The following is a 23,504-nucleotide window of genomic DNA, read 5'->3' on the forward strand; positions in this document are numbered from 1 at the left end:
GAGGACGGCTCGTGCGCCGAGGTCGTACGAACGCCACGCACACACACCTCACCGGGGTGTGACGCGGTGTCTCGGGACCTCAGACGAGCAACGTCCTTCTCCTATCGGCGGCAACAGGACCGCCGTACACGCTAGGAGGACGGCACGGGGGCGTCAACGCGATTACGGCCCGACCCCGGGCGGTGCCGCCCACTCCGGACGGGCCGCCTCCGCTCTGCGCCCCCGCTTCCCGCCCGCTTCCGTTCCCCCGCTCCTCCGGTCCGCCGCTTCAGGCGTCGCGCGTCAGCTCCAGCAGCTCCTGGTCCAGGTCCAGCTGGAGATGCTCCAGCCCGACGGGCACCAGCACGCCCGTGTCCTGAAGGAAACGGCGTATCTCCTCGCTGCGCACATGGACCACCGCGGTGCCCTCGGGGGCGTGGAACTCCAGCACGGTACGGTCGTAGCCGTACGGACGTATCCGCACGTCGCCACGGCCCTGCGGTGTCTCCAGCCCGGCGGTGAGCAGTTCGCGCGAGAAGGTCCAGCACACGTCGACCCCCTCCAGGGTGGCCGGGGCCGGGAACGCCATCCGGACGGCGAACGGATCGCTGCGGTCGTAGCGCAGTGCCGCGGGGATGCTCTGCATCCGCGGCGCGGCGGCGACGAGACGGGCCTCTACGGGCTGCTCGATGACGGTGGACAACGCCTTGCTCCCTCGCGACGGTCGGACGGCTCCGGCCGGCCGGGGGCCGGAGACCGGACGGGATCCGGATACTGGAAGAGACGACGGAAACGGCCGGACAGTGCTCATGAATCGAGTGACCTGCGTCACCGCTTCCCTGCGCGGTCGCGCGGGGAAGGACCGGCGCGGTGTCCACCGGGGGCACCCGGAGCCGTAGGCTCGACGGCGCCATGACGACCGTACGCATCCCCGCGGGCTGGCCCGCGACCGAGGAACAGGCCCGCGCCGTCCAGGACGGCCTGCGGGCGGCCGTGGTGCTCGACGAGCCCGGACCACCGCCCGGATCCGGCCGTGTCACCGGCGTGGACGTCGCCTACGACGACGCGCGGGACGTGGTCGCGGCGGCGGCCGTCGTCCTGGACGCCGCGACCCTGGAGACCGTCGCCGAGGCCACCGCCGTCGGCCGGATCTCCTTCCCGTACGTCCCCGGGCTGCTCGCCTTCCGTGAGATCCCCACCGTCCTCGCCGCCCTGGAGGCGCTCACCGAGCCGCCGGGACTGGTGGTCTGCGACGGCTACGGCCTCGCCCACCCCCGGCGTTTCGGGCTCGCCAGCCACCTGGGCGTCCTCACCGGGCTGCCCACCATCGGCGTCGCCAAGAACCCGTTCGCCTTCGCCCACGACGAGCCCGGCACCGCGCGAGGCTGCACGGCACCCCTCAGGGCGGGGGACGAGGAGGTCGGCCGTGCCCTGCGCACCCGGGACGGCGTCAAGCCGGTCTTCGTCTCGGTCGGCCACCGCACCGCCCTGGACAACGCCTGCGCCCACACCCTCGCCCTCACCCCGGCCCACCGCCTCCCGGAGACGACCCGCAGAGCGGACGCCCTGTGCCGCAGGGCCCTGCGCGAGGCGACGGCGTAGGAGGCGAGCCACTCCCGGGCGGGGCGGGGCGCGGGGCCTGTGTCATGTGCGGTTCCGGCGCGCGGGCGCCACCGGCCGCGTACGACCCGCCCCCGCCACCGGCCGGACACCCCCCTCGCTCTCCGGCGTGCCCCGGGCAGCCGGACGTCAGAAGCTCGCGGCGACCCGGAACCCGATCCCGGCCGCGCTCAGGCGCGCCGTCAGCGCGTCGCCCATGGCCACCGCCGTGGTCACCTGACCCGCCGTCTCCGGCAGGTCGTCCAGCGCGAGCGACAGCGCCGACTCGGCGAACATCTTCGCCGTCTCCCCGTACCCCGGATCCCCGCCCGAGACCTGTGTGAACACCCGCCGTCCCGCGCCCTCCCCGACGAACCGCACCGTGAAGCTGCTGCGGGCCCGCCGCTCGGCGCCCGGCCCGTCACCCGGCTCCAGGCGTCCCGACAGCCAGCGGCGGGCGGCCGGCAGCTGGGCCGCCGCCACGGCCGCACCGACGGCCGCCACCCCGCCGAGCGCGGCCGGGAGCCGCCGGACGGCGGCGTAGTGGCGGTAACGGAAGTCGGGGCCGTAGCGCTCCAGGGCGCGCGCCGAGCGGCGCACGATCTGCGGGTCGAGGGTCGGCAGCGGCAGCACCCAGGAGCCGACCTCCCGGGCGAAGCGCGGCGCGCCGGACGCCGTGACGGCCCGGCGTGTCACCAGCCGCGGTTCGTGCCGCCCGCGGTCCCGGGCGGCGGCCCGCATCTGACGGGTGCGCGCCACCTGGTTGAGCGCGGAGGCCAGGGTGCCGCCGGAGAACGAGGCGTCCACGTGCACGAAGCCGTCCACGGTGAGCGGCACGCCCTCGGGCAGCCGCCGCACGGTGAAGTACACCCCCAGGTCGTGCGGGACCGAGTCGAAGCCGCACGCGTGCAGCAGACGGGCGCCGGTCTCGCGCGCGCGTGCGTCGTGCCGTACGTACGTCAGGTCGACGAACTCGGGCTCCCCGGTGAGGTCCAGGTAGTCCGTTCCGGTGTCCGCGCAGGCGGCGACGAGTCCTTCCCCGTGGGTGACATAGGGGCCGACCGCGGTGGCGAGCACACGCGTCTGCTCCGCGAGTGCGCGCAGGGAGGCCGGATCGGAGGTGTCCGCACACAGCACGCCGGGACCCGCGGCGCCGGGCAGCCGCTCGCGCAGCCGTTCCAGCTTCCGCCCGTCGCGGCCCGCGACCGCCCAGCGCAGCCCCGCGGGCGCGTGGGCGGCGAGGTACTCCGCGGTGAGCGCCCCGACGAAGCCCGTGGCTCCGAAGAGCACGATGTCGTACGGACGGTCCGTCCTTCTCAGCCTGCTCATGACACCCCTCGGTCAGGCGGCACGCGCCGCTGTCGGTGGCTGAGGCTAGCGTGAGAGCGGCGGGGGCCGGTCACCCGGACCCGCCGCCGTATCCCGTGCCCGCCGGCCGTCTGCCGCCGGGCGGGTGACATCCGGTTGACATCCGCGCCGTTCCGCCCGATATCCGTCCGGTACGACGGCACTTCACTAAGCGCTTGCTCGCCGGGGTCTTGTGCCGACTGGAACGCGTTCTTAACATCATTGGTGTTACATCAGTTGTGTCACAGCGAGGGGGCTGGATGACTACGGCAGAGAAGCCGGGGCGGGGACCGCTCGCCGGCGTGCGCGTGCTCGAGCTGGCCGGGATCGGACCGGGTCCCTTCGCCGCCATGCTCCTGGGCGACCTGGGTGCCGACGTGGTCCGCGTGGACCGGCCGGGCGGCGCCGGGCTGGGCATCGATCCGGCGTTCGACGTCACCAACCGCAACAAGCGCTCGGTGCTCGTCGACCTGAAGTCCCCCGACGGCGCGGCCCGGGTCCTGGACCTCGCCGCCCGCGCCGACGTCCTCGTCGAGGGATACCGCCCCGGCGTCGCCGAGCGGCTGGGGATCGGCCCCGGCGTCTGCCACGCGCGCAACCCGCGCCTGGTCTACGGCCGGATGACCGGCTGGGGCCAGGACGGCCCGCTCGCCCCGCGCGCCGGGCACGACATCGCCTACCTGGCCCTCACCGGCGCCCTCGGCATGATCGGCAGCCCCGGCGAGCCGCCGCCGCCCCCGGCCAACCTGCTCGGCGACTACGCGGGCGGTTCGCTCTACCTCGTCGTCGGCGTGCTGGCCGCGCTCTACCACGCGCGCGAGACGGGCGCCGGCCAGGTCGTCGACGCGGCCATCGTCGACGGCGCGAGCCACCTCTCCGCGATGATCCACGGCATGCTCGCGGCGGGCGGCTGGCAGGACCGCCGCGGTGCCAACCTCCTCGACGGCGGCTGCCCCTACTACGGCACCTACGAGACCGCCGACGGCAGGTACATGGCCGTCGGCGCGCTGGAGACGCAGTTCTACGACGAGTTCCTCCGGCTGCTCGGCGTCGCCGACGAGGCGCCCGCGCGCGGGGACCTCACCCGCTGGGACGAACTGCGCACGGTGATCGCGGCCCGCTTCAAGTCCCGTACCCGTGACGAGTGGACGGCCGTCTTCGCCGGCTCCGACGCCTGTGTGGCGCCCGTCCTCACCCTCCGCGAGGCCCCGCTCCACCCGCACCTCGCGGCCCGCGGCACCTTCACCGAACACGGCGGCGTCGTCCAGCCCGCCCCGGCGCCGCGCTTCTCCGCGACCCCCGCCGCCGTCCGCGGCGGCCCCGCACAGCCCGGCGCGCACGCCGCCGAGATCGCCCGCGACTGGGACGTACCCCGGCTCCTGGAGGACGGCACCTGATGGACCGGCCGGAGGAGCACGGCAGGCCGCATGACACACAGCGCGACACACAGCGCGACAGGCCGCACGACAGGCCGCACGACAGGCCGCACCGCGAGGAACCCGCCCGGGAAGACCGCACGGAGCACGCTAGGGAGAATCGGATGGAACCGATGGAACGGCGTATCTTCACCCCCGACCACGAGGCGTTCCGCGCCACCGTGCGCAGCTTCCTGGCCAAGGAGGTGCTGCCGCACCACGACCGGTGGGAGAAGGACGGCGTCGTCTCCCGGGACGCCTGGCTCGCGGCGGGCAAGCAGGGCCTGCTCGGCATGGCCGTGCCCGAGGAGTACGGGGGCGGCGGCACCCCCGACTTCCGCTACGCGGCCGTCCTGGGCGAGGAGTTCACCCGCGCGGGCGCCTCCGGCCTCGCGATCGGCCTGCACAACGACATCGTCGGGCCCTACCTCACCTCGCTCGGCACCGAGGAGCAGAAGCGGCGCTGGCTGCCCGGCTTCTGCGACGGCACGCTGATCACCGCGATCGCCATGACCGAGCCCGGCGCGGGCTCCGACCTCCAGGGCATCAGCACCCGCGCCGAGGACAAGGGCGACCACTGGGTGCTCAACGGCGCCAAGACGTTCATCTCCAACGGCATCCTCGCCGACCTGGTGATCGTGGTGGCCCGGACCACCCCCGAGGGCGGCGCGCGCGGTCTCTCGCTGCTCGTCGTGGAACGCGGCACGCCCGGCTTCGAACGCGGCCGCAACCTCGACAAGATCGGCCAGAAGGCCCAGGACACCGCCGAACTGTTCTTCACCGACGTCCGGGTGCCGAAGGAGAACCTGCTGGGCGAGCTCAACGGCGCGTTCCTGCACCTGATGACGAACCTCGCCCAGGAGCGCCTGGCCATCGCCGTCGCCGGGATCGCGGGCGCCGAGCACGTCCTGGAGCTCACCACGGAGTACGTCAGGCAGCGCGAGGCGTTCGGCCGGCCGCTCGCCGCCAAGCAGCACATCCGCTTCGAGATCGCCGAGATGGCCACCGAGTGCGCCGTCACCCGCGCGTTCCTCGACCGCTGCATCGAGGACCACTCCGCGGGCCGGCTGGACGCGGTGCACGCGTCCATGGCCAAGTGGTGGGCGACCGAACTGCAGAAGCGGGTCGCCGACCGCTGCCTCCAACTGCACGGAGGATACGGCTACATGACCGAGTACCCGGTGGCCAGGGCGTTCACCGACGGCCGTATCCAGACCATCTACGGCGGCACCACCGAGATCATGAAGGAGATCATCGGCCGCTCCCTGCTCGGCTGAGCTCCTCCCGGAGCCGACGGCTTCCGCGCAACCACCCTCACCGAAAGGCTTACCAGTGAGCACCGAAGCGTACGTGTACGACGCGATCCGCACCCCGCGCGGGCGCGGCAAGGCGAGCGGCGCCCTGCACGGCACGAAGCCCATCGACCTGGTCGTCGGTCTCATCCACGAGCTCCGTGACCGCTTCCCCGGACTCGACCCGGCCGCGATCGACGACATCGTGCTCGGTGTCGTCAGCCCGCTCGGCGACCAGGGCTCCGACATCGCCCGGACCGCCGCGATCGCGGCCGGACTGCCGGACACCGTGGCGGGCGTGCAGGAGAACCGCTTCTGTGCCTCGGGCCTGGAGGCCGTCAACCTGGCCGCAGCCAAGGTCCGTTCGGGCTGGGAGGACCTGGTGCTCGCGGGCGGCGTCGAGTCGATGTCCCGGATCCCGATGGGCTCGGACGGCGGCGCCTGGGCCAACGACCCGCAGACCAACATGTCGCTGGGCTTCGTGCCGCAGGGCATCGGCGCCGACCTGATCGCCACCATGGAGGGCTTCTCCCGCCGGGACGTCGACGAGTACGCCGCGATGTCGCAGGAGCGGGCGGCCACCGCCTGGAAGGAGGGCCGCTTCAAGCGGTCCGTCGTCCCGGTGCGCGACGCGAGCGGCCTGCTCGTCCTCGACCACGACGAGCACATGCGCCCCGGCACCACCGCCGACTCGCTGGCCGGGCTGAAGCCGTCCTTCGCGGACATCGGCGACCTGGGCGGCTTCGACGCGGTCGCCCTGCAGAAGTACCACTGGGTCGAGAAGATCGACCACGTCCACCACGCGGGCAACTCCTCCGGCATCGTCGACGGCGCGTCCCTCGTCGCGATCGGCACCAGGGAGGTGGGGGAGCGCGCCGGGCTCACCCCGCGCGCGCGGATCGTCTCCGCCGCCGTCTCCGGCTCCGAGCCCACCATCATGCTCACCGGCCCCGCGCCCGCCGCCCGCAAGGCGCTCGCCAAGGCCGGGCTGACCGTCGGCGACATCGACCTCGTCGAGATCAACGAGGCGTTCGCGGCGGTCGTCCTGCGCTTCGTGCGCGACCTGGGACTGTCCCTGGACAAGGTCAACGTCAACGGCGGCGCCATCGCCCTCGGCCACCCGCTCGGCGCCACCGGCGCGATGATCCTCGGCACCCTCGTCGACGAACTCGAGCGCCAGGACAAGCGCTACGGCCTCGCCACGCTGTGCGTCGGCGGCGGCATGGGCATCGCGACCGTCGTCGAACGCCTCTGACCCCCTTCCCCGCGGCACCCCGGCCCTCAGGGCCGCCCCCAGACACCGGCCACAGGCATCCGCCCTCAGGGACCGGCCACAGGCATCCGCCCACAGGCACCGGCCACAGACTTCTTCGACGGAGACGAGACACCTGTCATGACCACCGAGAGCAGCAGCACCATCCGCTGGGAGCAGGACGACACCGGCGTCGTCACCCTCGTGCTCGACGACCCCGACCAGTCGGTCAACACCATGAACCAGGCCTTCCGCGACTCGCTCGCCGCGGTCGCCGACCGCCTGGAGGCCGAGAAGGACACCGTCCGGGGCGTCGTCCTCACATCCGCCAAGAAGACCTTCTTCGCGGGCGGCGACCTGCGTGACCTGATCCGCGCCACGCCCGAGACCGCCCAGCAGCTGTACGACGCCGGCATGGCCGTCAAGCGGGACCTGCGCCGTATCGAGACCCTCGGCAAGCCCGTGGTCGCCGCGATCAACGGCGCGGCCCTGGGCGGCGGTTACGAGATCGCGCTGGCCTGCCACCACCGCGTCGCCCTCGACACGCCCGGCACCAGGGTCGGCTGCCCCGAGGTCACCCTGGGCCTGCTGCCCGGCGGCGGAGGCATCACCCGCACCGTGCGGATGCTCGGCATCGCCGACGCCCTGCTCAAGGTCCTCCTCCAGGGCACCCAGTACAGCGCGCACCGCGCCCTGGACAACGGCCTGGTCGACGAGGTGGCCGACACCCCGGAGGACCTGATCGCCAGGGCCCGCGCGTTCGTCGACGCCCACCCCGAGTCGCGGCAGCCCTGGGACCGGCCCGGCCACCGCATCCCCGGCGGCACCCCGGCCACCCCCAAGTTCGCCGCCAACCTGCCCGCCTTCCCCGCCAACCTGCGCAAGCAGACCAGCGGCGCCCCCTACCCGGCGCCCGCCGCCATCCTCGCCGCCGCCGTCGAGGGCGCCCAGGTCGACTTCGAGACCGCGCAGGTCGTCGAGGCGCGCCACTTCGTGGCCCTGGCGACCGGGCAGACGACGAAGAACATGATCCAGGCGTTCTTCTTCGACCTCCAGGCCGTCAACTCCGGCGTCAACCGGCCCCAGGGCATCGCACCCCGCACCGTCCGCAAGGTGGCGGTACTCGGCGCCGGCATGATGGGCGCCGGCATCGCCTACGCGTGCGCCCGCGCGGGGATCGAGGTCGTCCTCAAGGACGTCTCCGAGGAGGCCGCCGCCAAGGGCAAGGGCTACTCGGAGAAGCTGTGCGCCAAGGCCGTCAGCCGGGGCCGTACCACCCGGGAGAAGGCCGACGCGCTGCTCGCGCGCATCACCCCGGCCGCCGACCCGCAGGCCGTGGCGGGCTGCGACGCCGTCATCGAGGCCGTCTTCGAGGACCCCGCGCTCAAGCACAAGGTGTTCCAGGAGATCCAGCACCTCGTCGCCCCCGACGCCCTGCTGTGCTCCAACACCTCCACCCTCCCCATCACCGTCCTCGCCGAAGGCGTCGAGCGGCAGACCGACTTCATCGGGCTGCACTTCTTCTCCCCGGTCGACAAGATGCCGCTCGTCGAGATCATCAAGGGCGAACGCACCGGCGAGGAGGCACTGGCGCGCGCGTTCGACCTGGTCCGGCAGATCGCCAAGACGCCCATCGTCGTCAACGACTCGCGCGGCTTCTTCACCTCACGGGTGATCGGGCACTTCATCAACGAGGGCGTCGCCATGGTCGGCGAGGGCATCGAGCCCGCCTCCGTGGAACAGGCCGCGGCCCAGGCCGGTTACCCGGCCAAGGTGCTCTCCCTGATGGACGAGCTGACCCTCACCCTGCCCCGCAGGATCCGCAACGAGTCGCGGCGCGCGGTCGAGGAGGCGGGCGGCACCTGGACCGGGCATCCCGCCGAGCCCGTGATCGACCGCATGATCGACGAGTTCGGCCGCCCCGGCCGCAGCGGCGGCGCGGGCTTCTACGAGTACGGCGAGGACGGCAGGCGCGGCGGTCTGTGGCCGGGCCTGCGCGAGCACTTCACCCAGCCGGGCCACGAGATCCCGTTCCGCGACATGCAGGAACGCATGCTGTTCTCGGAGTCCCTCGACACGGTCAGGCTCCTGGAGGAGGGCGTCCTGACCTCGGTCGCCGACGCCAACATCGGCTCCCTGCTGGGCATCGGCTTCCCCGGCTGGACCGGCGGCGTCCTGCAGTACGTCAACGGCTACGAGAGCGAGGACGGCAAGAGCCGCGGCCTGCCCGCGTTCGTCGCCCGCGCCCGCGAACTCGCCGAGCGCTACGGCGACCGCTTCGAGCCGCCGGCGCTGCTCGTGACGAAGGCCGAGAAGGGGGAGACGTTCACGGACGCCCGCTGAGGCGCCGACCGCCGCACCAGAACCTCCCCAACCCCCCCAGCCCCCTGAGCCGTTCTCACCTGTTCGAGTGATGGTTGCCGGGCCTGACGGGCCGTCGACAGGGCCTTGTGGTCCCTTTTGTGCCCGTTGGTCCTAGGGTCAACCTGACGTCAGGTCAAGCGAACGACTCAGGGGGGTCGTCATGTCCCACCAGCGCTCCCTGCCGAGACGGCCGAGACTGCCCCGTCTGTACGGCCCGTACGGCCTGCCGGGGCTGCGAAGGCTGTTGGCCGCCTGCTCCGCATGCGTCCTGGGCGGTGCCGCCGCACTCGCCGTCGCCCCGCCCGCCGCCGCCGAACCCGCCACCCCGGCCGGTTACCCGTCCGGCGCCACCGCCACCCGCTACAGCGGACTCGCCTTCGACGCCTGCACCGCGCCGCCGCTGTCCACGATCCAGGCGTGGAAGACCTCGCCGTACCGCGCGCTCGGCGTGTACGTCTCCGGCGTCAACCGCACCTGCGCCCAGCCCCGGCTGACATCGGACTGGGTGGCCTCCGTGTCGCAGCTGAACTGGCGTCTGCTGCCCATCCACAAAGGCCTCCAGCCCTCGTGCGGAGCGCGCCCCACCGACGCCAAGATCAGCAGGACCTCGGCGACGGCCCGTGCCCAGGGCGCCGCCGCGGCCCAGGAGGCGGTCACCGCCGCCGAGGCGCTGGGCATGCTGCCCGGCAGCGCCCTCTACAACGACATCGAGAACTACAGCCAGACCGACGGCACCTGCCGCACCTCCGTGCTGAACTACCTGTCGGGCTGGACCAGGGAACTCCATCGCGTCGGCTACGTGTCCGGCGTCTACATGAACCTCGGCCTCGGCGCCGGACAGCTCGCCGGCGTCTACACCTCCACGTCGTACGCCCGCCCGGACGCCCTCTGGATCGCCCGCTACGACGGCAAGGACACCCTCACCGGCTGGAGCGGCGTCCCCGGCTCCCGGTGGGCCGTCCACCAGCGCGCCAAGCAGTACCGCGGCAGCCACGACGAGACGTACGGCGGTGTCACGGTCAACATCGACAACGACCGCGTGGACGCACCGGTGGCCACGGTCGCGTACCCGTACGCGGCGACCGGTACCGCACCGCTCGACGCCCGCACGGGCCCCTCGACGAGCTACCCCGTCACCACCACCTACGCACCCGGCGACACCCTGGACGTGGTCTGCCAGACGCCGGGCCCGAAGGTCGGCACGACGACGGTCTGGGACCAGCTCGGCGACGGCGCGTACGTGCCCGACCACTACGTCGGCACGCCCTCCGCCACCGGCTACAGCAGCCCGCTGCCGCGCTGCACCTATCCCTACCAGACGACCGCGGCGTCCGGCCTGACCCAGCGGACCGGCCCCGGCGCCGGGTACGCCTCCGCGGGCAGCCTGTCCAACGGCTCGCTGGCATGGGTCAGCTGCCAGAAGGCGGGCACCACGGTCGGCACCACCAAGGTCTGGGACCGCCTGGAGAACGGCCGTTACGTGAGCGACCGCTACGTGGCGACCCCGAGCGGCACCACCTACAGCAGACCGGTACCGCGCTGCTGAACCCGGTTCCCGGTTCCCGGTGCCTGCCGCGGCACTAGCGGCCGCTGTCCGGCCCCTCGTCCTGCGACTCGCTGAGCCATTCCCGCAGTTCCTCCCGCAGGGACCGCTGGAACGTCGTCAGCAGAGCCTGCACGACGAGGGGCTGCATGTCGGCGGAGAGCGTCTTGACGTCCTGGGCGTCGCGCTGGGCGACCTCGTCGCGCAGCAGCCGCGACAACGCCTGCGCGGCGGAACGGGAGTGCTCCAGGAGGACGGTACGGGCGGCGAGGATCGACTCCTGGGACAGCGGTACGCCGAGCAGCCGTACACCGAGCCGCAGCAACCCGGAGTCCACCCGGAACGCGTCGCCCTCGACCGTCAGCATCCCCATCGCCGCCAGCCGCTTCACCTCGGCGTCGTCCAGCGCCCGCCCCGCCCGCTGCTCCAGGCCCTCCCGGGTCACCGTGTCCACCGTGTCCGGCGCCCAGGACGCCACCACCGCACGGTGGATCGCGAGGTCGTGCGCGCTCAGCCCCGGCGGCAGCTGCCGCAGATACCGCTCGATCGCGGCCAGCGTCATCCCCTGGTGCTGGAGCTCCTCGATCAGCGCGAGCCGCGCGAGGTGCAGCGCGCCGTAGTGGCCCACCCGGCGCGCACCGATCTCCGGCGGCGGCAGCAGCCCCTTGGTCCCGTAGAACCGGACGGTACGCACGGTGACCCCCGCACGGGCGGCCAGCTCGTCGATGGTGAAGGTCCCCTCTGCCTGATCTCCGGTGTCGGTCGTCATGTACAGCAGTATCGCTGTAACACCACCACTGTGACACCCCGGCGGGTGAAGCCCGGGCCCCTCCCCGCCCGGCCTCTACAATCCCTACGGCGTCAACCGTCCCCAGGAAAGGCACCCCTGACAGACATGCCCCAGGCCACCGACGTCCTAGTCATGGGCGGCGCCGGAGTGGACACCGTCGTACGGGTCCCCGCCCTGCCCCTCCCCTACGCCGACAGCTACATGATCGACTCCGGCATAGTCACCCGCGCCGGCCAGACCGGTGACTTCGTGGCCGTGGGTCTCGCCGCCCTCGGCCTGCGCGTGCACCACCTCGACCTGCTCGGTGAGGACCCCGAGGGCGAGCTGGTCCGGGCGCTGCACGAACGGCACGGCATCGCCCTCACCGCGATCCTGCAGCCCGCCGGCACCAAGCGCGCGGTCAACCTCGTCGGCCCCGACGGCCGGCGGCTGTCGCTCTACGACACCAGCCGCTCCCGCCCCGGCGACCGGTTCCCGGAGGCCGCCGTCCGCGCCCTGGCCGGGGCGAGCCGGCACGTCCACGTCACCATCACCCAGCCCGGCGACCACGCGCTCCCGCTGCTGCGGGAGTCCGGGGCGACCCTCTCCACCGACCTGCACGACTGGGACGGCACCGACCCCTACCACGAGCCCTACGCCTACGCGGCCGACGTGGTGTTCCTCTCCGCCGCCGCCCTCACCGACCCGGAGGCCACGATGCGCCGGATCGCCGGGCGCGGCCGGGCCGGCACGGTCGTCGCGACGGCGGGCGCGGAAGGGGCGTATCTGCTGGCCGACGGAGAGATCACCCGGGTCCCCGCCGTCACGCCGCCGGCGCCGGTCGTGGACTCCAACGGCGCGGGCGACGCCTTCGCCGCGGCGTTCCTCTACGGCCGTCTGAACGGCGAACCACCCGCCCGCTGCGCCCGGTACGGCGCGGTGGCCGGGGCGTACGCCTGCACCGTGCCGGCGACGGGGACGGCCGCGATCGGCCGGACCGAACTCCTCACCCGCGCGGCGGCGGCGGAGTCCGCCGTGCGCTGAGACGGCGGCCCGGGGCATCGCCACCCCGGGCCGCCGCCCGCCCCCCGCTCACTGTCGCGCCGCTCAGCGGGTGGCGTGCACGTCGTTCGTCGCCTCGATCGCCTTCCACGACTTCGGCCGGACGGCCGCCTTCACACCCTTCGCCGACGGCACCGACGGCACCGCCCCCGGTGCGAGGGCCGGTGCCCCCGGCTTCGACGGCTGGAACAGCCAGGTGTCGAACAGCGCCGTCAGCGACCGCCCCGACACCCGCTCCGCGTACGCCTGGAAGTCGGCGACGGACGCGTTGCCGTAGGCATGCTCCTGCGGCCACCCCTTCAGCACCGCGAAGAACGCGTCGTCGCCGATCCCGTCGCGCAGCGCCTGGATCGCGAGGGCGCCCCGGTCGTACACCGCGATGTCGAACTGGTCGTCGGGACCGGGGTCGCCGGGCTTCACGGTCCAGAAGGCGTCGTCGGCCGGGTGCGAGGCGTAGACGTAGTCGGCGAGTTCCTGCGCGGTGCCCTCGCCCTCGTGCTCGGACCACAGCCACTGCGCGTAGCGCGCGAAGCCCTCGTTGATCCAGATGTCCTTCCAGCCCTTCAGCGACACGCTGTCGCCGTACCACTGGTGGGCCAGTTCGTGCACCACGACGGAGGTGTTGGAGCCGTTCGCGAACTGCCGCGGGCTGTAGTAGACCCGGGTCTGCGTCTCCAGGGCGAACCCGGTGGTGGTGTTCGGCACATAGCCGCCGGCCGAACCGAACGGATAGGGCCCGAAGTAACCGCTGAGCCAGTCGACCAGCTCCCCGGTCCGCTCGACGCTCGCCCGGGCCGCGCCGTCGTTGTCGCCGAGGTCCTTGCTGTAGGCGTTGACGACGGGGACGCCGCCGTCGGAGGTACCGGTCGTGATGTCGAACCTGCCGAGCGCCAGAGTGGTCAGATAGGTGGTCTGCGGCTTGTTCTCACGCCAGTTCCAGCGGGTCCAGCCGAGCCGCGAACTCGTCGACTGCAACGTGCCGTTGGAGACCGCCTGGGTGCCGTCGGGCACGGCGACGGAGATGTCGTAGGTGGCCTTGTCGCCGGGGTGGTCGTTGCTGGGGAACCACCACCACGCGGACTCGGGCTCGTCCGCCGCGATCGCACCGTCCGGGGTGCGGTGCCAGGTGGTGAAGCCGTACGCGCTCTTCGTGGACGGCACCCCGCTGTAGCGGACCACCACGGTGACCGGGGTGCCCTTCGCCAGCGGGGTCCTGGGGGTGACGACCAGTTCGTGCTCGCCGGAGGAGGCGAAGGAGGCCGCGGTGCCGTTGACCCGCACCTCGGAGACGTCCAGCAGGAAGTCCAGGTCGAAGCTGGACAGATCCTGGGTGGTGGTCGCCAGGACGGTCGCCGTGCCCTCCAGCTCGTCCGTCGCGGGCTGGTACTTCAGCCGCAGGTCGTAATGGGAGACGTCGTAGCCGCCGTTGCCGTAGTACGGGTAGTAGGGGTCGCCGAAACCCGGTGCGCCGGGGGTGTAACCCGCGGCCGAGGCCGGGACCGCCAGCAGCAGGGAGGCCGCCGCGAGTGCTCCCGGCGCGAAGATTCTGCGGTGCACGAGAACTCCAAGTCGTGGGGACGCGAGGTCTTTCCGGACCTTCCGGAGCCTATTGAGTCCCGTGGGCCGCGGTGGTGTCCATGGCCGCCCCCGTCACACGATCGCCATTCGGCCGACACGGGACCCCGTCCCCTCCGTCCCCCGCCCTGCCGACGCGTACGCGTTTCACGAGCCGGCTCGGCGCCCGGAGCCGGACCCCGCTGAGGGCACCTGCCGTCGCCGTCCTCCCGGCCCCCTTCCTCCCCCCGGCCGGTGTACTCCTGCGACCTGTCCCCTCTCGGCGCGCATCCCGCTCGCCGGAGGCCCGGCGGCATCCGCCCGCGCCGGCCGGGGGCGGTTAGGATCGTCGCCTTATGACCGCCACCCTCGTCGCCAAGGACCTCACCGCCGGGCACGGCGACCGCGCCCTGTTCACGGGGCTCGACCTCGTCGTCGCGCCCGGCGACGTGATCGGCCTGGTCGGTGCCAACGGCGCGGGCAAGTCCACGCTCCTGCGGCTGCTGGCCGGACTGGACCGCCCCGAGCAGGGCGAGCTGAGGCTCTCCCCGCCGAGCGCCACCGTCGGACACCTCCCGCAGGAGCCGGAGCGCCGCCCCGGCGAGACCGTACGGGAGTTCCTGGCCCGCCGCACCGGCGTCGACGCCGCGCAGCGGGCCATGGACGACGCCACCGAGGCCCTCGTCGCGGGCGCCCCGGGCGCCGACGACGCCTACGCCACCGCCCTCGAGCGCTGGCTCGGCCTCGGCGGCGCCGACCTCGACGAACGCGCCGAGGAGGTCGCCGACGGCCTGGGCCTCGGCATCGGCCTGGACCAGCCGATGACCTCCCTGTCCGGCGGCCAGGCGGCCCGCGCCGGACTCGCCTCGCTGCTGCTCTCCCGCTACGACGTCTTCCTCCTCGACGAACCCACCAACGACCTCGACCTCGACGGCCTGGAACGCCTCGAACGCTTCGTGACCGGACTGCGCGCGGGCACCGTCGTCGTCAGCCACGACCGCGAGTTCCTCACCCGCACCGTCACCAAGGTCCTCGAACTCGACCTCGCCCAGGGGCAGATCAACCTCTACGGCGGCGGCTACGACGCCTACCTGGAGGAGCGGGCCACCGCCCGCCGACACGCCCGCGACGACTACGAGGAGTTCGCCGACCGGCGCGCCGCCCTCCAGGACCGCGCCCAGACGCAGCGCGCCTGGATGGACAAGGGCGTCAAGAACGCACGCCGCAAGGCGGGCAACGACAACGACAAGATCGGCCGCAAGTTCCGCAGCGAGGCCAGTGAGAAGCAGGCCGCCAAGGCCCGCCAGACGCAGCGCATGATCGAACGGCTCGACGTCGTCGAGGAACCCCGCAAGGAGTGGGAACTGCGCATGGAGATCGCCTCCGCGCCCCGCTCCGGCGCGGTGGTCGCCACCCTGCGCGACGCCGAGGTACGGCGCGGAGGCTTCACCCTCGGCCCGGTGTCCCTCCAGATCGACTGGGCCGACCGTGTCGCCGTCACCGGCGCCAACGGCGCGGGCAAGTCCACGCTGCTCGGCGCCCTGCTCGGCCGCGTCCCGCTCGACGCGGGGCACGCCGCGCTCGGCTCCGGTGTCCTCGTCGGCGAGGTCGACCAGGCCCGCAAGCTGTTCCACGGGCCGCAGACCCTGCTGGACGCGTTCCGCGCCGCCGTGCCCGGCACCGAACCGGCCGAGGTACGGACGCTGCTCGCGAAGTTCGGGCTCAAGGCGGACCATGTGCTGCGGCCCGCGGACACGCTGTCGCCGGGCGAACGGACCCGCTCCGCGCTGGCGCTGCTACAGGGACGCGGAGTCAACCTCCTCGTCCTCGACGAGCCGACCAACCACCTCGACCTTCCGGCCATCGAACAGCTGGAGTCCGCGCTGGACGCCTACGACGGCACGCTGCTGCTCGTGACGCATGACCGGCGGATGCTGGACGCCGTCCGCGTGGGGCGACGGCTCCAGGTGTCCGACGGGACTGTCAGCGAGAGCTGAGGGCTGTCCTGGTGCTCGCCTGGCCGCGGGCGCGTCGTGGCCGGTCGCGCCACGCGGCGGAGCCGCACATCGACAGAGCCCCGCGCCCCTGGGGGAGTCGGCCGGCCATCAGTTGACAAGGTCCCGGCCGAGCATGACAACTCGGGGTCCGGCACCCCTCTCAGGGGCGCGGGGAACTGCGCGACCGGCCCCCACGCGCCCGCGGACGAGACACAACCCGAGCCGAGCTCGACCGGCCGACCCGACCGGACGGTCAGCCGCGTCCCTTCTTCGGGTCGAGCAGGCCGGCCCGGCGCAACGCGTCGGCCATCGCGCTGTTGGCCGGAGCGGGCGCAGCCGCCTGGCGGCCCCCGCCCTGGCCCCGCTGCTGCGGCCGGCCACCGCGCTGGGACCGGTCACCCTGCTGCGGCCGGCCACCCTGCTGCGGCCGCCCCGCCCCCCGCGGCTGACGCTCGCCACCGTCCTGCGGGGCGGCCTCGTCGTCCAGCCGCAGCGTCAGCGAGATCCGCTTCCTCGGGATGTCCACCTCGAGGACCTTCACCTTGACGATGTCGCCCGGCTTCACCACGTCCCGCGGGTCCTTGACGAACGTCTTCGACATCGCGGAGACATGGACCAGGCCGTCCTGGTGGACGCCGACGTCCACGAACGCGCCGAAGGCCGCCACATTGGTGACCACGCCCTCCAGGACCATCCCGGAGGACAGGTCGGAGATCTTCTCGACGCCCTCCTTGAAGACGGCCGTCTTGAAGGCGGGCCGCGGGTCACGCCCGGGCTTCTCCAGTTCCCTGAGGATGTCGGTGACGGTCGGCAGACCGAACGTGTCGTCGACGAAGTCACCCGGCTTCAGCGACCGCAGCACCGACGTGTTGCCGATGAGCGCGGCCACCTCCTGCCCGGAGTTCTTCACCATGCGCCGGACCACCGGGTACGCCTCGGGGTGCACACTCGACGCGTCCAGCGGGTCGCCGCCACGGATGCGCAGGAAGCCCGCGCACTGCTCGTACGCCTTCGGGCCGAGCCGGGCCACCTTCTTCAGGTCGCCGCGCGAGGTGAAGGGGCCGTTGGCGTCGCGGTGCGCCACGATGTTCTCGGCGAGACCGGAGGAGATGCCCGACACCCGGGAGAGCAGCGGCACGGACGCCGTGTTGACGTCGACGCCGACGCCGTTCACACAGTCCTCCACCACCGTGTCCAGCGAGCGTGACAGCTTCACCTCGGACAGGTCGTGCTGGTACTGGCCGACGCCGATCGACTTGGGGTCGATCTTCACCAGCTCCGCCAGCGGGTCCTGAAGCCGCCGGGCGATGGAGACCGCGCCGCGCAGCGACACGTCCATGCCGGGCAGCTCCTGGGAGGCGTACTGCGAGGCCGAGTACACCGACGCGCCCGCCTCCGACACCATCACCTTGGTGAGGTCCAGCTCCGGGTGCCGGGTGATCAGCTCGCCCGCGAGCCTGTCGGTCTCACGGGACGCCGTGCCGTTGCCGATGGCGATCAGCTCGACCGCGTGCTGCGCGGCCAGCCGGGCCAGCTTGGCGAGCGCCTCGTCCCACTTGTTCGCCGGGACGTGCGGGTAGATCACGTCGGTCGCGACGACCTTGCCGGTGGCGTCGACGACGGCGACCTTCACCCCCGTACGGAAGCCGGGGTCCAGGCCCAGCGTCGCGCGGGTGCCGGCCGGGGCGGCGAGCAGCAGGTCGCGCAGGTTCGCCGCGAACACGCCGACCGCCTCGTCCTCGGCGGCCGTCCGCAGCCGCAGCCGCAGGTCGATGCCGAGGTGCACCAGGATGCGGGTGCGCCAGGCCCAGCGGACCGTGTCCAGCAGCCACCTGTCGGCGGGGCGCTTGTGGTCGGCGATGCCGAACCGGGCGGCCACGATCGGCTCGTACGACGACGGAGCCGTCGCCGCCGCCGGGGATCCGTCCGTCGCGGCGGGCTCCTCCGGCTCCAGGACGAGGTCGAGGACCTCCTCCTTCTCACCGCGCAGCATCGCCAGGATGCGGTGCGAGGGCAGTTCGGTGAACGGCTGGGCGAAGTCGAAGTAGTCCGCGAACTTCGCGCCGGCCTCCTCCTTGCCCGCGCGCACCCGGGCCGCCAGCCGCCCCCGCACCCACATGCGCTCGCGCAGTTCGCCGATCAGGTCGGCGTCCTCCGAGAACCGCTCGGTGAGGATCGCCCGCGCGCCGTCCAGGGCGGCCTGCGGATCGGCGACGCCCCTGTCGGCGTCGACGAAGGCGGCGGCAGCGGCGAGCGGTGCCACGCCCGGGTCGCCGAGCAGCCCGTCGGCGAGCGGTTCCAGGCCCGCCTCGCGCGCGATCTGCGCCTTGGTCCGCCGCTTCGGCTTGTACGGGAGATAGACGTCCTCCAGCCGCGCCTTGGTCTCGGCCCCCCGGATCCGCGCCTCCAGCTCCTCGGTGAGCTTGCCCTGTTCGCGGACCGATTCGAGGATCGCCGTCCGCCGCTCCTCCAGCTCCCGCAGATAGCGCAGCCGTTCCTCGAGCGTGCGCAGCTGCGCGTCGTCGAGCATCTCGGTCGCTTCCTTGCGGTAGCGGGCGATGAAGGGCACCGTCGAGCCGCCGTCGAGCAGCTCCACCGCGGCCTTCACCTGCCGCTCCCGTACGCCGAGCTCCTCGGCGATCCTGCCTTCGATGGACCCTGCTGCGAGGGATCCGGGTGTCGTCACGATCCGGTACCGCCTGCCTTCTCCACTACGGGTTGCGCGGCAATTGTGGCAGGCGGCACCGACAACCGGGGATCAGGGCGCTGCCGGGAGCGGCGCGGCGGCGTGTACGGCGGCCCGTACGGGGGTGGGCCCGGCGGCCCCGCTCACCGCTTCCCGACCAGGTCCGCGGGGAAGGCCCCCGCCGTCAGGGCCGCGCGGGCGAACCCGGCGCCCAGCTCGGTCAGCCGGGCCACGCCCGCCGCGCCGAGGTGCTCGTACGGAGCCCGGTCCAGCCGGTCCGTGTCCGCCTCGATCTGGGTGCGCAGCAGCCCGCCCCGCTCGGTCAGCTCGCCGTCCGCGTCCAGCAGGCCGCGCTCCCGCAGCCGCAGCACGGCCGCCTCCCAGTCCTCCCGGCTCCAGCCGCGTGTGCCGCGCACCCACTTCGGGGTCATGCCCCTGCCGGTCGCGGTGTGGGTGACCACGGCCTCGAGCCCGTCGAGCTCCGCCGCCATCAGTACGGTGATGTGCCCGTCGCCGCGGTGCTCGCGCAGCAGCGTCGCCGCGTGCCAGTACGCCAGGTGCGGTTCCGCGGGCACCGGCAGGTCGGCGTGGGCCGCGTAGAGCGGGCGGCCGCCGCGGGAGCACGCCTCGGCGGCCCGCAGGGCGAGCCGCGCGGCCTCGGCCATCTCGGCGGACGCCAGGGTCTCCGGGCCCAGCAACCGCCGCAGCGCCGCGTCGACGGCCCGCGCGCGGGCGGCCAGGACGGCCCCGGGAGCGGCCGTCTCCCAGATCGCGGGCACGTGGTCGGCGACGAGCGTGTGGCGGTAGTTGTAGAACATCGCCGTCACCGCTCCGGCCCCGACCGCGCCCGCCGCGGCCGAGCGCACCGCGAAGTTGACGGCCCGCGGGTCCGTGATGCCGAGAGCGGCCAGTTCCCGCCCCAGCTCGGGCGCGAAGTAGTGCGTCGTGTGCAGCGAGTTGAGCACGTTGTGACAACGACGTCCGGCGCGTGGTGCGAGGGTGACGGTGGTCATGCCCAGAACGTTACCGACCGGCCGGTAACGTCGTTCAGAGGGTCCCCTGGTCCAGGGGCCCGGGAGTGCAGGGGCCCGCAGGTTCAGGGGGCCCAGGTGAACGAGGGCGGCCTGTGCTCGAGGAACGCCGCCACGCCCTCCGCCGCGTCCGTGGCGGAACGCGCCTGGCCGGCCCAGTGCGCGTCGCGGTCCGTACGGCCGTCGGCGAACTCCTTCGCGGACACCTGCGTCAGCTGCGAGCGGGACACCAGAGTCCGGGTGAACTCCGCCACCCGCTTGCCGAGTTCTCCCTCCGGCAGCACCTCGTCGACCAGCCCGGTGCGCAGTGCCCGCCCAGCGTCGATCAACTCGCTGGAGAAGAGCAGGTACTTGGTGGTGGCCGGGCCGACCAGCGCGGTGAGCCGCCGGGTCCAGGACGACGGGTACACGATGCCGAGCCTGGCCGGTGTCACCCCGAAGAGCGCGCCCTCCTCCGCGAACCGCAGGTCACAGGCCGCCGCGAGCTGGGCGCCGCCGCCCACGCAGTACCCCCGGATCGCCGCCAGCGTCGGTTTGGGGAAGGTGGCCAGCGCCTCCTCGGCCACCACGGCGAGCCGCTGCGTCTCCTCCATGGAGTCCCGGAGCTCCGAGATGTCGGCCCCGGCGCTGAACGTGCCGCCCGCCCCGGTGAGGACCAGGACCCGTACCCCGGGGTCGGCGGCGAGCGTGCCGAGCAGCGGGGGCAGCGCACGCCATATCGCGGCCGTCATGGCGTTGCGCCTGGCCGGATGGTCGATGACGACGGTGGCGACCGAGTCGGCGACGCTGTGCGACAGCTGGGGCTCCATGGGCCGGATGGTATCCGGCGGCGTCCGGCGCACGGACGCACGCGGCCGCGGGAGCGGCGGGAGCGGCGGCGGGAAACCCCGTCCGGCCTGCCGTACAAGCCGAAAAGTTCCAGAAGTCGGCACACGGGGCACAGAGGCGGTCTCCTGGACACCTCCGTCGCACAGCGGCGGTCGGAACCGCTCGATAACCGCTGACTTCTGTTCAGCCCTGGGGGGTGGAGGGGCCCGTCCCCACACTCGACGTGTGGTCACAATCGAGCGCAAGGGCGGCGACGGGACGATGGGGAATTCCGAGCCTCCGAGTCCGCTGCCGTACGAAGGGGTGTGGCGGTTCACCGCCCCCGCCGTCGACGTCTCGGTCCCGCAGGCGCGCCACGCCGTACGGGACCTGCTCGCCCGCCAGGGCGTCCCGGTCCCCGCGGAACTGGCCGAGGGTCTGCTGCTGATCGTCTCGGAGCTGGTCACCAACGCGGTCCGGCACGCGGCGCTGCTGTCGCCGATGCTCGCCGTGGAGGTCGCGGTCGGAGCCGAGTGGGTACGGGTCTCCGTGGAGGACAACCACCCCTACCGGCCCACCGCCCTGGAGGCCGCCCACAACGAGACCGGCGGCCGGGGGCTGCTGCTGGTGCGGGAGATCACCCTGGAGGCGGGCGGGGTGTGCGACGTGGAGAACACCGCCACCGGCGGCAAGGTGGTCTGGGCCGCCCTGCCGCTCGGCCCCGCACCGGTGCCGCGGCACGTGACCTGACCGGGGCCGCCGCCCGCGGGGCGCGGTGGGCCGACGCGCCCGGGGTGCCACGGTGCGGGTGGGCCGCCCGCCGGCGGACGCTCACCAGCCCGCGGCGGAACCCGTCAGCTCGCGCACCGCCGGACGCGCCGCGTCCAGGACGGTGAGGAACCATGCCGAGAACGTGTCCTTCGCGTGCCGTTCCGCCAGCTCGGCGGGGGTCACGAACGCGGTGGCGCCGACCTCCTCGGGGTCCGGCCGCAGCGGGGCCTGCACCAGGCCGACGAAGAGATGGTTGTACTCCTGCTCCACCAGGCCCGACTCGGGGTCGGGGTGGTTGTAGCGCACGGTGCCCGCCTCCGCCATCAGCGACGGCGAGACGCCGAGCTCCTCGTACGTACGCCGGGCCGCCGCCGCGAAGGGCGCCTCGCCGGGGTACGGGTGACCGCAGCAGGTGTTGGACCACACACCGGGGGAGTGGTACTTGCCGAGCGCCCGCTGTTGCAGCAGCAGCCGGCCGTGCGCGTCGAAGAGGAAGACCGAGAAGGCCCGGTGCAGCAGCCCGGGCGGCTGGTGGGCGTCGAGCTTCTCCGCAGTGCCGATCGTCACGCCGCTCTCGTCGACCAGTTCCAGCAAAATCGCGTCCGCGGTACCGCTCGACGAACTGTGCGTCGCAGTGGCAGGTGTGATCGGCATACCCATCCTTCGCCTCGGTCCTCGTGCCCCAGTCTGCCGTACGGATCCGGCACCCCCGGCACTCCGCGGTGATCGTTCCCGGCGCGGCGGGCGGAGAACCGTCGGACATCAGGACGGGCACACCCCGGGGGTGTGAGGCTGCCGCGGGCCGCTCAGTGGCAGAGCCGGGCCTCGTGCTCCGCGTGGCCGCCCGGCTCCAGCTGGAAGGTGCAGTGCTCCACGTCGAAGTGGCCGCCGAGGCACTCCTGCAACTCGTGCAGCATCTTCTCGTGACCGATGGCGGTCAGCGCGTCCGAGTCCACCACCACGTGCACGGACAGCACCGGCATCCCCGAGGTGATCGTCCACGCGTGCAGGTCGTGCACGTCCTCGACGCCCTCGAGCGCCAGGATGTGGGAGCGCACCTCGGCCATGTCGACCCCCTTCGGAGCCGCCTCCAGCAGCACGTCCAGGGTCTCGCGCAACAGCTTCACGGTGCGCGGTACGACCAGCACACCGATGGCGATCGACGCGATCGGGTCGGCCGCCTGCCATCCCGTGGTGAGGATCACCACCGCGGCGATCACCACCGCCGCCGAACCGAGTGCGTCCGCGGCCACCTCGAGGAACGCGCCACGCACGTTCAGGCTCTCGGACTGTCCCCGCATCAGGACGGTGAGCGAGACCGTGTTCGCCACCAGGCCGACCAGACCGATCACGATCGTCAGACCGCCCGCCGTGTCCGCCGGTGTGACGAACCGCTGAACGGATTCGAACAGCACATAGCCGCCCACTCCCAGCAGCAGGAGGCCGTTGGCCAGCGCGGCCAGGATCTCCGCGCGGGCGTAGCCGAACGTCCGTGTCTCACTGGGCGGGCGGTTCGCGAAGTGGATCGCCAGCAGGGCCATGGCCAGGCCCACCGCGTCCGTCGCCATGTGCGCGGCGTCCGCGATCAGGGCGAGCGAATCGGCGAGCAGCCCGCCGACCACCTCCACCACCATCACGGTGAGCGCGACCCCGAGGGCGAACCGCAGCCGGCCGCGGTGCGCGGCACCGGCGGTGCCTGGCCCGCCGTGAGCATGCCCGTGGCTGTGGCCGTGCCCGTGGTCATGTCCGGCGCCCATACGGCTCCGCCCCCTTCACCTCAGCCCTGCCTCACCCGGGGTGCCAGTGAACTACGGGCGGGGGGTATGGGGCAACGCGGCACTGAAGACCGTTGTCATGTGCCGTGATCAGGTACTTCGTCTCCGTGGCCGCCGTCCCCGTGCCCGCTCTCCCCGCGTCCGCCCTCACCGCACCCACCCTCCCCACGGCGGTACGTGTTCCGGCGGCAGGCGCCCACGAAAAGGGAGGCGCGTCACCCCGAGAGGACATCCCAGCCGTAGATACCCGCCCAAACCCTC

18 protein-coding genes are annotated in these 23,504 nt (G+C 73.1%); 9 read left to right on the forward strand and 9 right to left on the reverse strand.

Annotated elements, in window-relative coordinates:
- Nucleotides 1-268 precede the first annotated feature (268 nt).
- A complete protein-coding gene (locus ABZ862_RS02940; RefSeq protein ID WP_360951142.1) occupies nucleotides 269-682 on the reverse strand; it encodes an SsgA family sporulation/cell division regulator in 414 nt (137 codons plus the stop codon).
- Between the two features lie 209 nt (nucleotides 683-891).
- On the opposite strand from ABZ862_RS02940, the gene ABZ862_RS02945 reads away from it, so the two are divergent.
- On the forward strand, nucleotides 892-1,581 hold the full coding sequence (locus ABZ862_RS02945) for an endonuclease V (RefSeq protein WP_360951144.1): 690 nt from the start codon (nucleotides 892-894) through the stop codon (nucleotides 1,579-1,581).
- 147 nt (nucleotides 1,582-1,728) lie between these two features.
- Here ABZ862_RS02945 and ABZ862_RS02950 read toward each other — a convergent pair whose 3' ends face one another.
- Complete coding sequence (locus ABZ862_RS02950) at nucleotides 1,729-2,907, reverse strand: saccharopine dehydrogenase NADP-binding domain-containing protein (protein ID WP_360951147.1); 1,179 nt, start codon at nucleotides 2,905-2,907, stop codon at nucleotides 1,729-1,731.
- A gap of 278 nt (nucleotides 2,908-3,185) precedes the next feature.
- On the opposite strand from ABZ862_RS02950, the gene ABZ862_RS02955 reads away from it, so the two are divergent.
- The 5 genes from ABZ862_RS02955 (at nucleotide 3,186) to ABZ862_RS02975 (ending at nucleotide 10,794) form a co-directional block, all read left to right on the forward strand.
- Complete coding sequence (locus tag ABZ862_RS02955; protein WP_360951150.1) at nucleotides 3,186-4,322, forward strand: CaiB/BaiF CoA-transferase family protein; 1,137 nt, start codon at nucleotides 3,186-3,188, stop codon at nucleotides 4,320-4,322.
- 152 nt (nucleotides 4,323-4,474) lie between these two features.
- Nucleotides 4,475-5,617, forward strand: a complete 1,143-nt coding sequence (locus ABZ862_RS02960; protein ID WP_360951431.1) for an acyl-CoA dehydrogenase family protein — start codon at nucleotides 4,475-4,477, stop codon at nucleotides 5,615-5,617.
- 55 nt (nucleotides 5,618-5,672) lie between these two features.
- Complete coding sequence (locus ABZ862_RS02965) at nucleotides 5,673-6,887, forward strand: acetyl-CoA C-acetyltransferase (RefSeq protein WP_360951153.1); 1,215 nt, start codon at nucleotides 5,673-5,675, stop codon at nucleotides 6,885-6,887.
- A gap of 138 nt (nucleotides 6,888-7,025) precedes the next feature.
- Nucleotides 7,026-9,227, forward strand: a complete 2,202-nt coding sequence (locus ABZ862_RS02970) for a 3-hydroxyacyl-CoA dehydrogenase NAD-binding domain-containing protein (RefSeq protein ID WP_360951156.1) — start codon at nucleotides 7,026-7,028, stop codon at nucleotides 9,225-9,227.
- A gap of 181 nt (nucleotides 9,228-9,408) precedes the next feature.
- The gene (locus ABZ862_RS02975) at nucleotides 9,409-10,794 is read left to right on the forward strand and encodes a glycoside hydrolase domain-containing protein (protein WP_360951159.1); all 1,386 of its coding nucleotides are present in this window, start codon (nucleotides 9,409-9,411) and stop codon (nucleotides 10,792-10,794) included.
- 34 nt (nucleotides 10,795-10,828) lie between these two features.
- Here the strand turns inward: ABZ862_RS02975 and ABZ862_RS02980 are convergent, their stop codons facing one another.
- Entirely contained in the window at nucleotides 10,829-11,560 is a 732-nt protein-coding gene (locus ABZ862_RS02980; RefSeq protein WP_360951162.1) for a MerR family transcriptional regulator, read from the reverse strand.
- 126 nt (nucleotides 11,561-11,686) lie between these two features.
- On the opposite strand from ABZ862_RS02980, the gene ABZ862_RS02985 reads away from it, so the two are divergent.
- Complete coding sequence (locus tag ABZ862_RS02985; protein ID WP_360951165.1) at nucleotides 11,687-12,604, forward strand: PfkB family carbohydrate kinase; 918 nt, start codon at nucleotides 11,687-11,689, stop codon at nucleotides 12,602-12,604.
- Between the two features lie 63 nt (nucleotides 12,605-12,667).
- On the opposite strand, the gene ABZ862_RS02990 is transcribed toward ABZ862_RS02985, so the two are convergent.
- Nucleotides 12,668-14,179 carry a M1 family metallopeptidase gene (locus ABZ862_RS02990; RefSeq protein WP_360951168.1) on the reverse strand — a complete coding sequence of 504 codons (1,512 nt, stop codon included), beginning with the start codon at nucleotides 14,177-14,179 and terminating at the stop codon, nucleotides 12,668-12,670.
- Between the two features lie 353 nt (nucleotides 14,180-14,532).
- Here ABZ862_RS02990 and ABZ862_RS02995 point away from each other — a divergent pair, with 353 nt between their 5' ends.
- Nucleotides 14,533-16,173, forward strand: coding sequence for an ABC-F family ATP-binding cassette domain-containing protein (locus ABZ862_RS02995; RefSeq protein WP_360951171.1), 1,641 nt, complete (start codon nucleotides 14,533-14,535; stop codon nucleotides 16,171-16,173).
- A 253-nt stretch (nucleotides 16,174-16,426) separates the two neighbouring features.
- Here ABZ862_RS02995 and ABZ862_RS03000 read toward each other — a convergent pair whose 3' ends face one another.
- From ABZ862_RS03000 to ABZ862_RS03010, 3 genes are all read right to left on the reverse strand, one after another.
- On the reverse strand, nucleotides 16,427-18,859 hold the full coding sequence (locus ABZ862_RS03000; RefSeq protein ID WP_360951174.1) for a Tex family protein: 2,433 nt from the start codon (nucleotides 18,857-18,859) through the stop codon (nucleotides 16,427-16,429).
- Nucleotides 18,860-19,002: 143 nt separating this feature from the next.
- Nucleotides 19,003-19,872, reverse strand: a complete 870-nt coding sequence (locus ABZ862_RS03005; RefSeq protein WP_360951177.1) for a hypothetical protein — start codon at nucleotides 19,870-19,872, stop codon at nucleotides 19,003-19,005.
- Between the two features lie 83 nt (nucleotides 19,873-19,955).
- Nucleotides 19,956-20,699, reverse strand: a complete 744-nt coding sequence (locus ABZ862_RS03010; RefSeq protein ID WP_360951180.1) for an enoyl-CoA hydratase/isomerase family protein — start codon at nucleotides 20,697-20,699, stop codon at nucleotides 19,956-19,958.
- A gap of 280 nt (nucleotides 20,700-20,979) precedes the next feature.
- On the opposite strand from ABZ862_RS03010, the gene ABZ862_RS03015 reads away from it, so the two are divergent.
- A complete protein-coding gene (locus tag ABZ862_RS03015; RefSeq protein ID WP_360951434.1) occupies nucleotides 20,980-21,447 on the forward strand; it encodes an ATP-binding protein in 468 nt (155 codons plus the stop codon).
- An 81-nt stretch (nucleotides 21,448-21,528) separates the two neighbouring features.
- On the opposite strand, the gene idi is transcribed toward ABZ862_RS03015, so the two are convergent.
- Nucleotides 21,529-22,122 carry an isopentenyl-diphosphate Delta-isomerase gene (gene idi, locus ABZ862_RS03020; protein WP_360951183.1) on the reverse strand — a complete coding sequence of 198 codons (594 nt, stop codon included), beginning with the start codon at nucleotides 22,120-22,122 and terminating at the stop codon, nucleotides 21,529-21,531.
- Between the two features lie 152 nt (nucleotides 22,123-22,274).
- Nucleotides 22,275-23,225, reverse strand: coding sequence for a cation diffusion facilitator family transporter (locus ABZ862_RS03025; RefSeq protein WP_360951186.1), 951 nt, complete (start codon nucleotides 23,223-23,225; stop codon nucleotides 22,275-22,277).
- Between the last annotated feature and the right edge of the window lie 279 nt (nucleotides 23,226-23,504).

Origin of the sequence: Streptomyces sp. NPDC047000 (assembly GCF_040644295.1) — a bacterium.
In the GTDB taxonomy this organism is placed as follows: Bacteria; Actinomycetota; Actinomycetes; order Streptomycetales; family Streptomycetaceae; genus Streptomyces.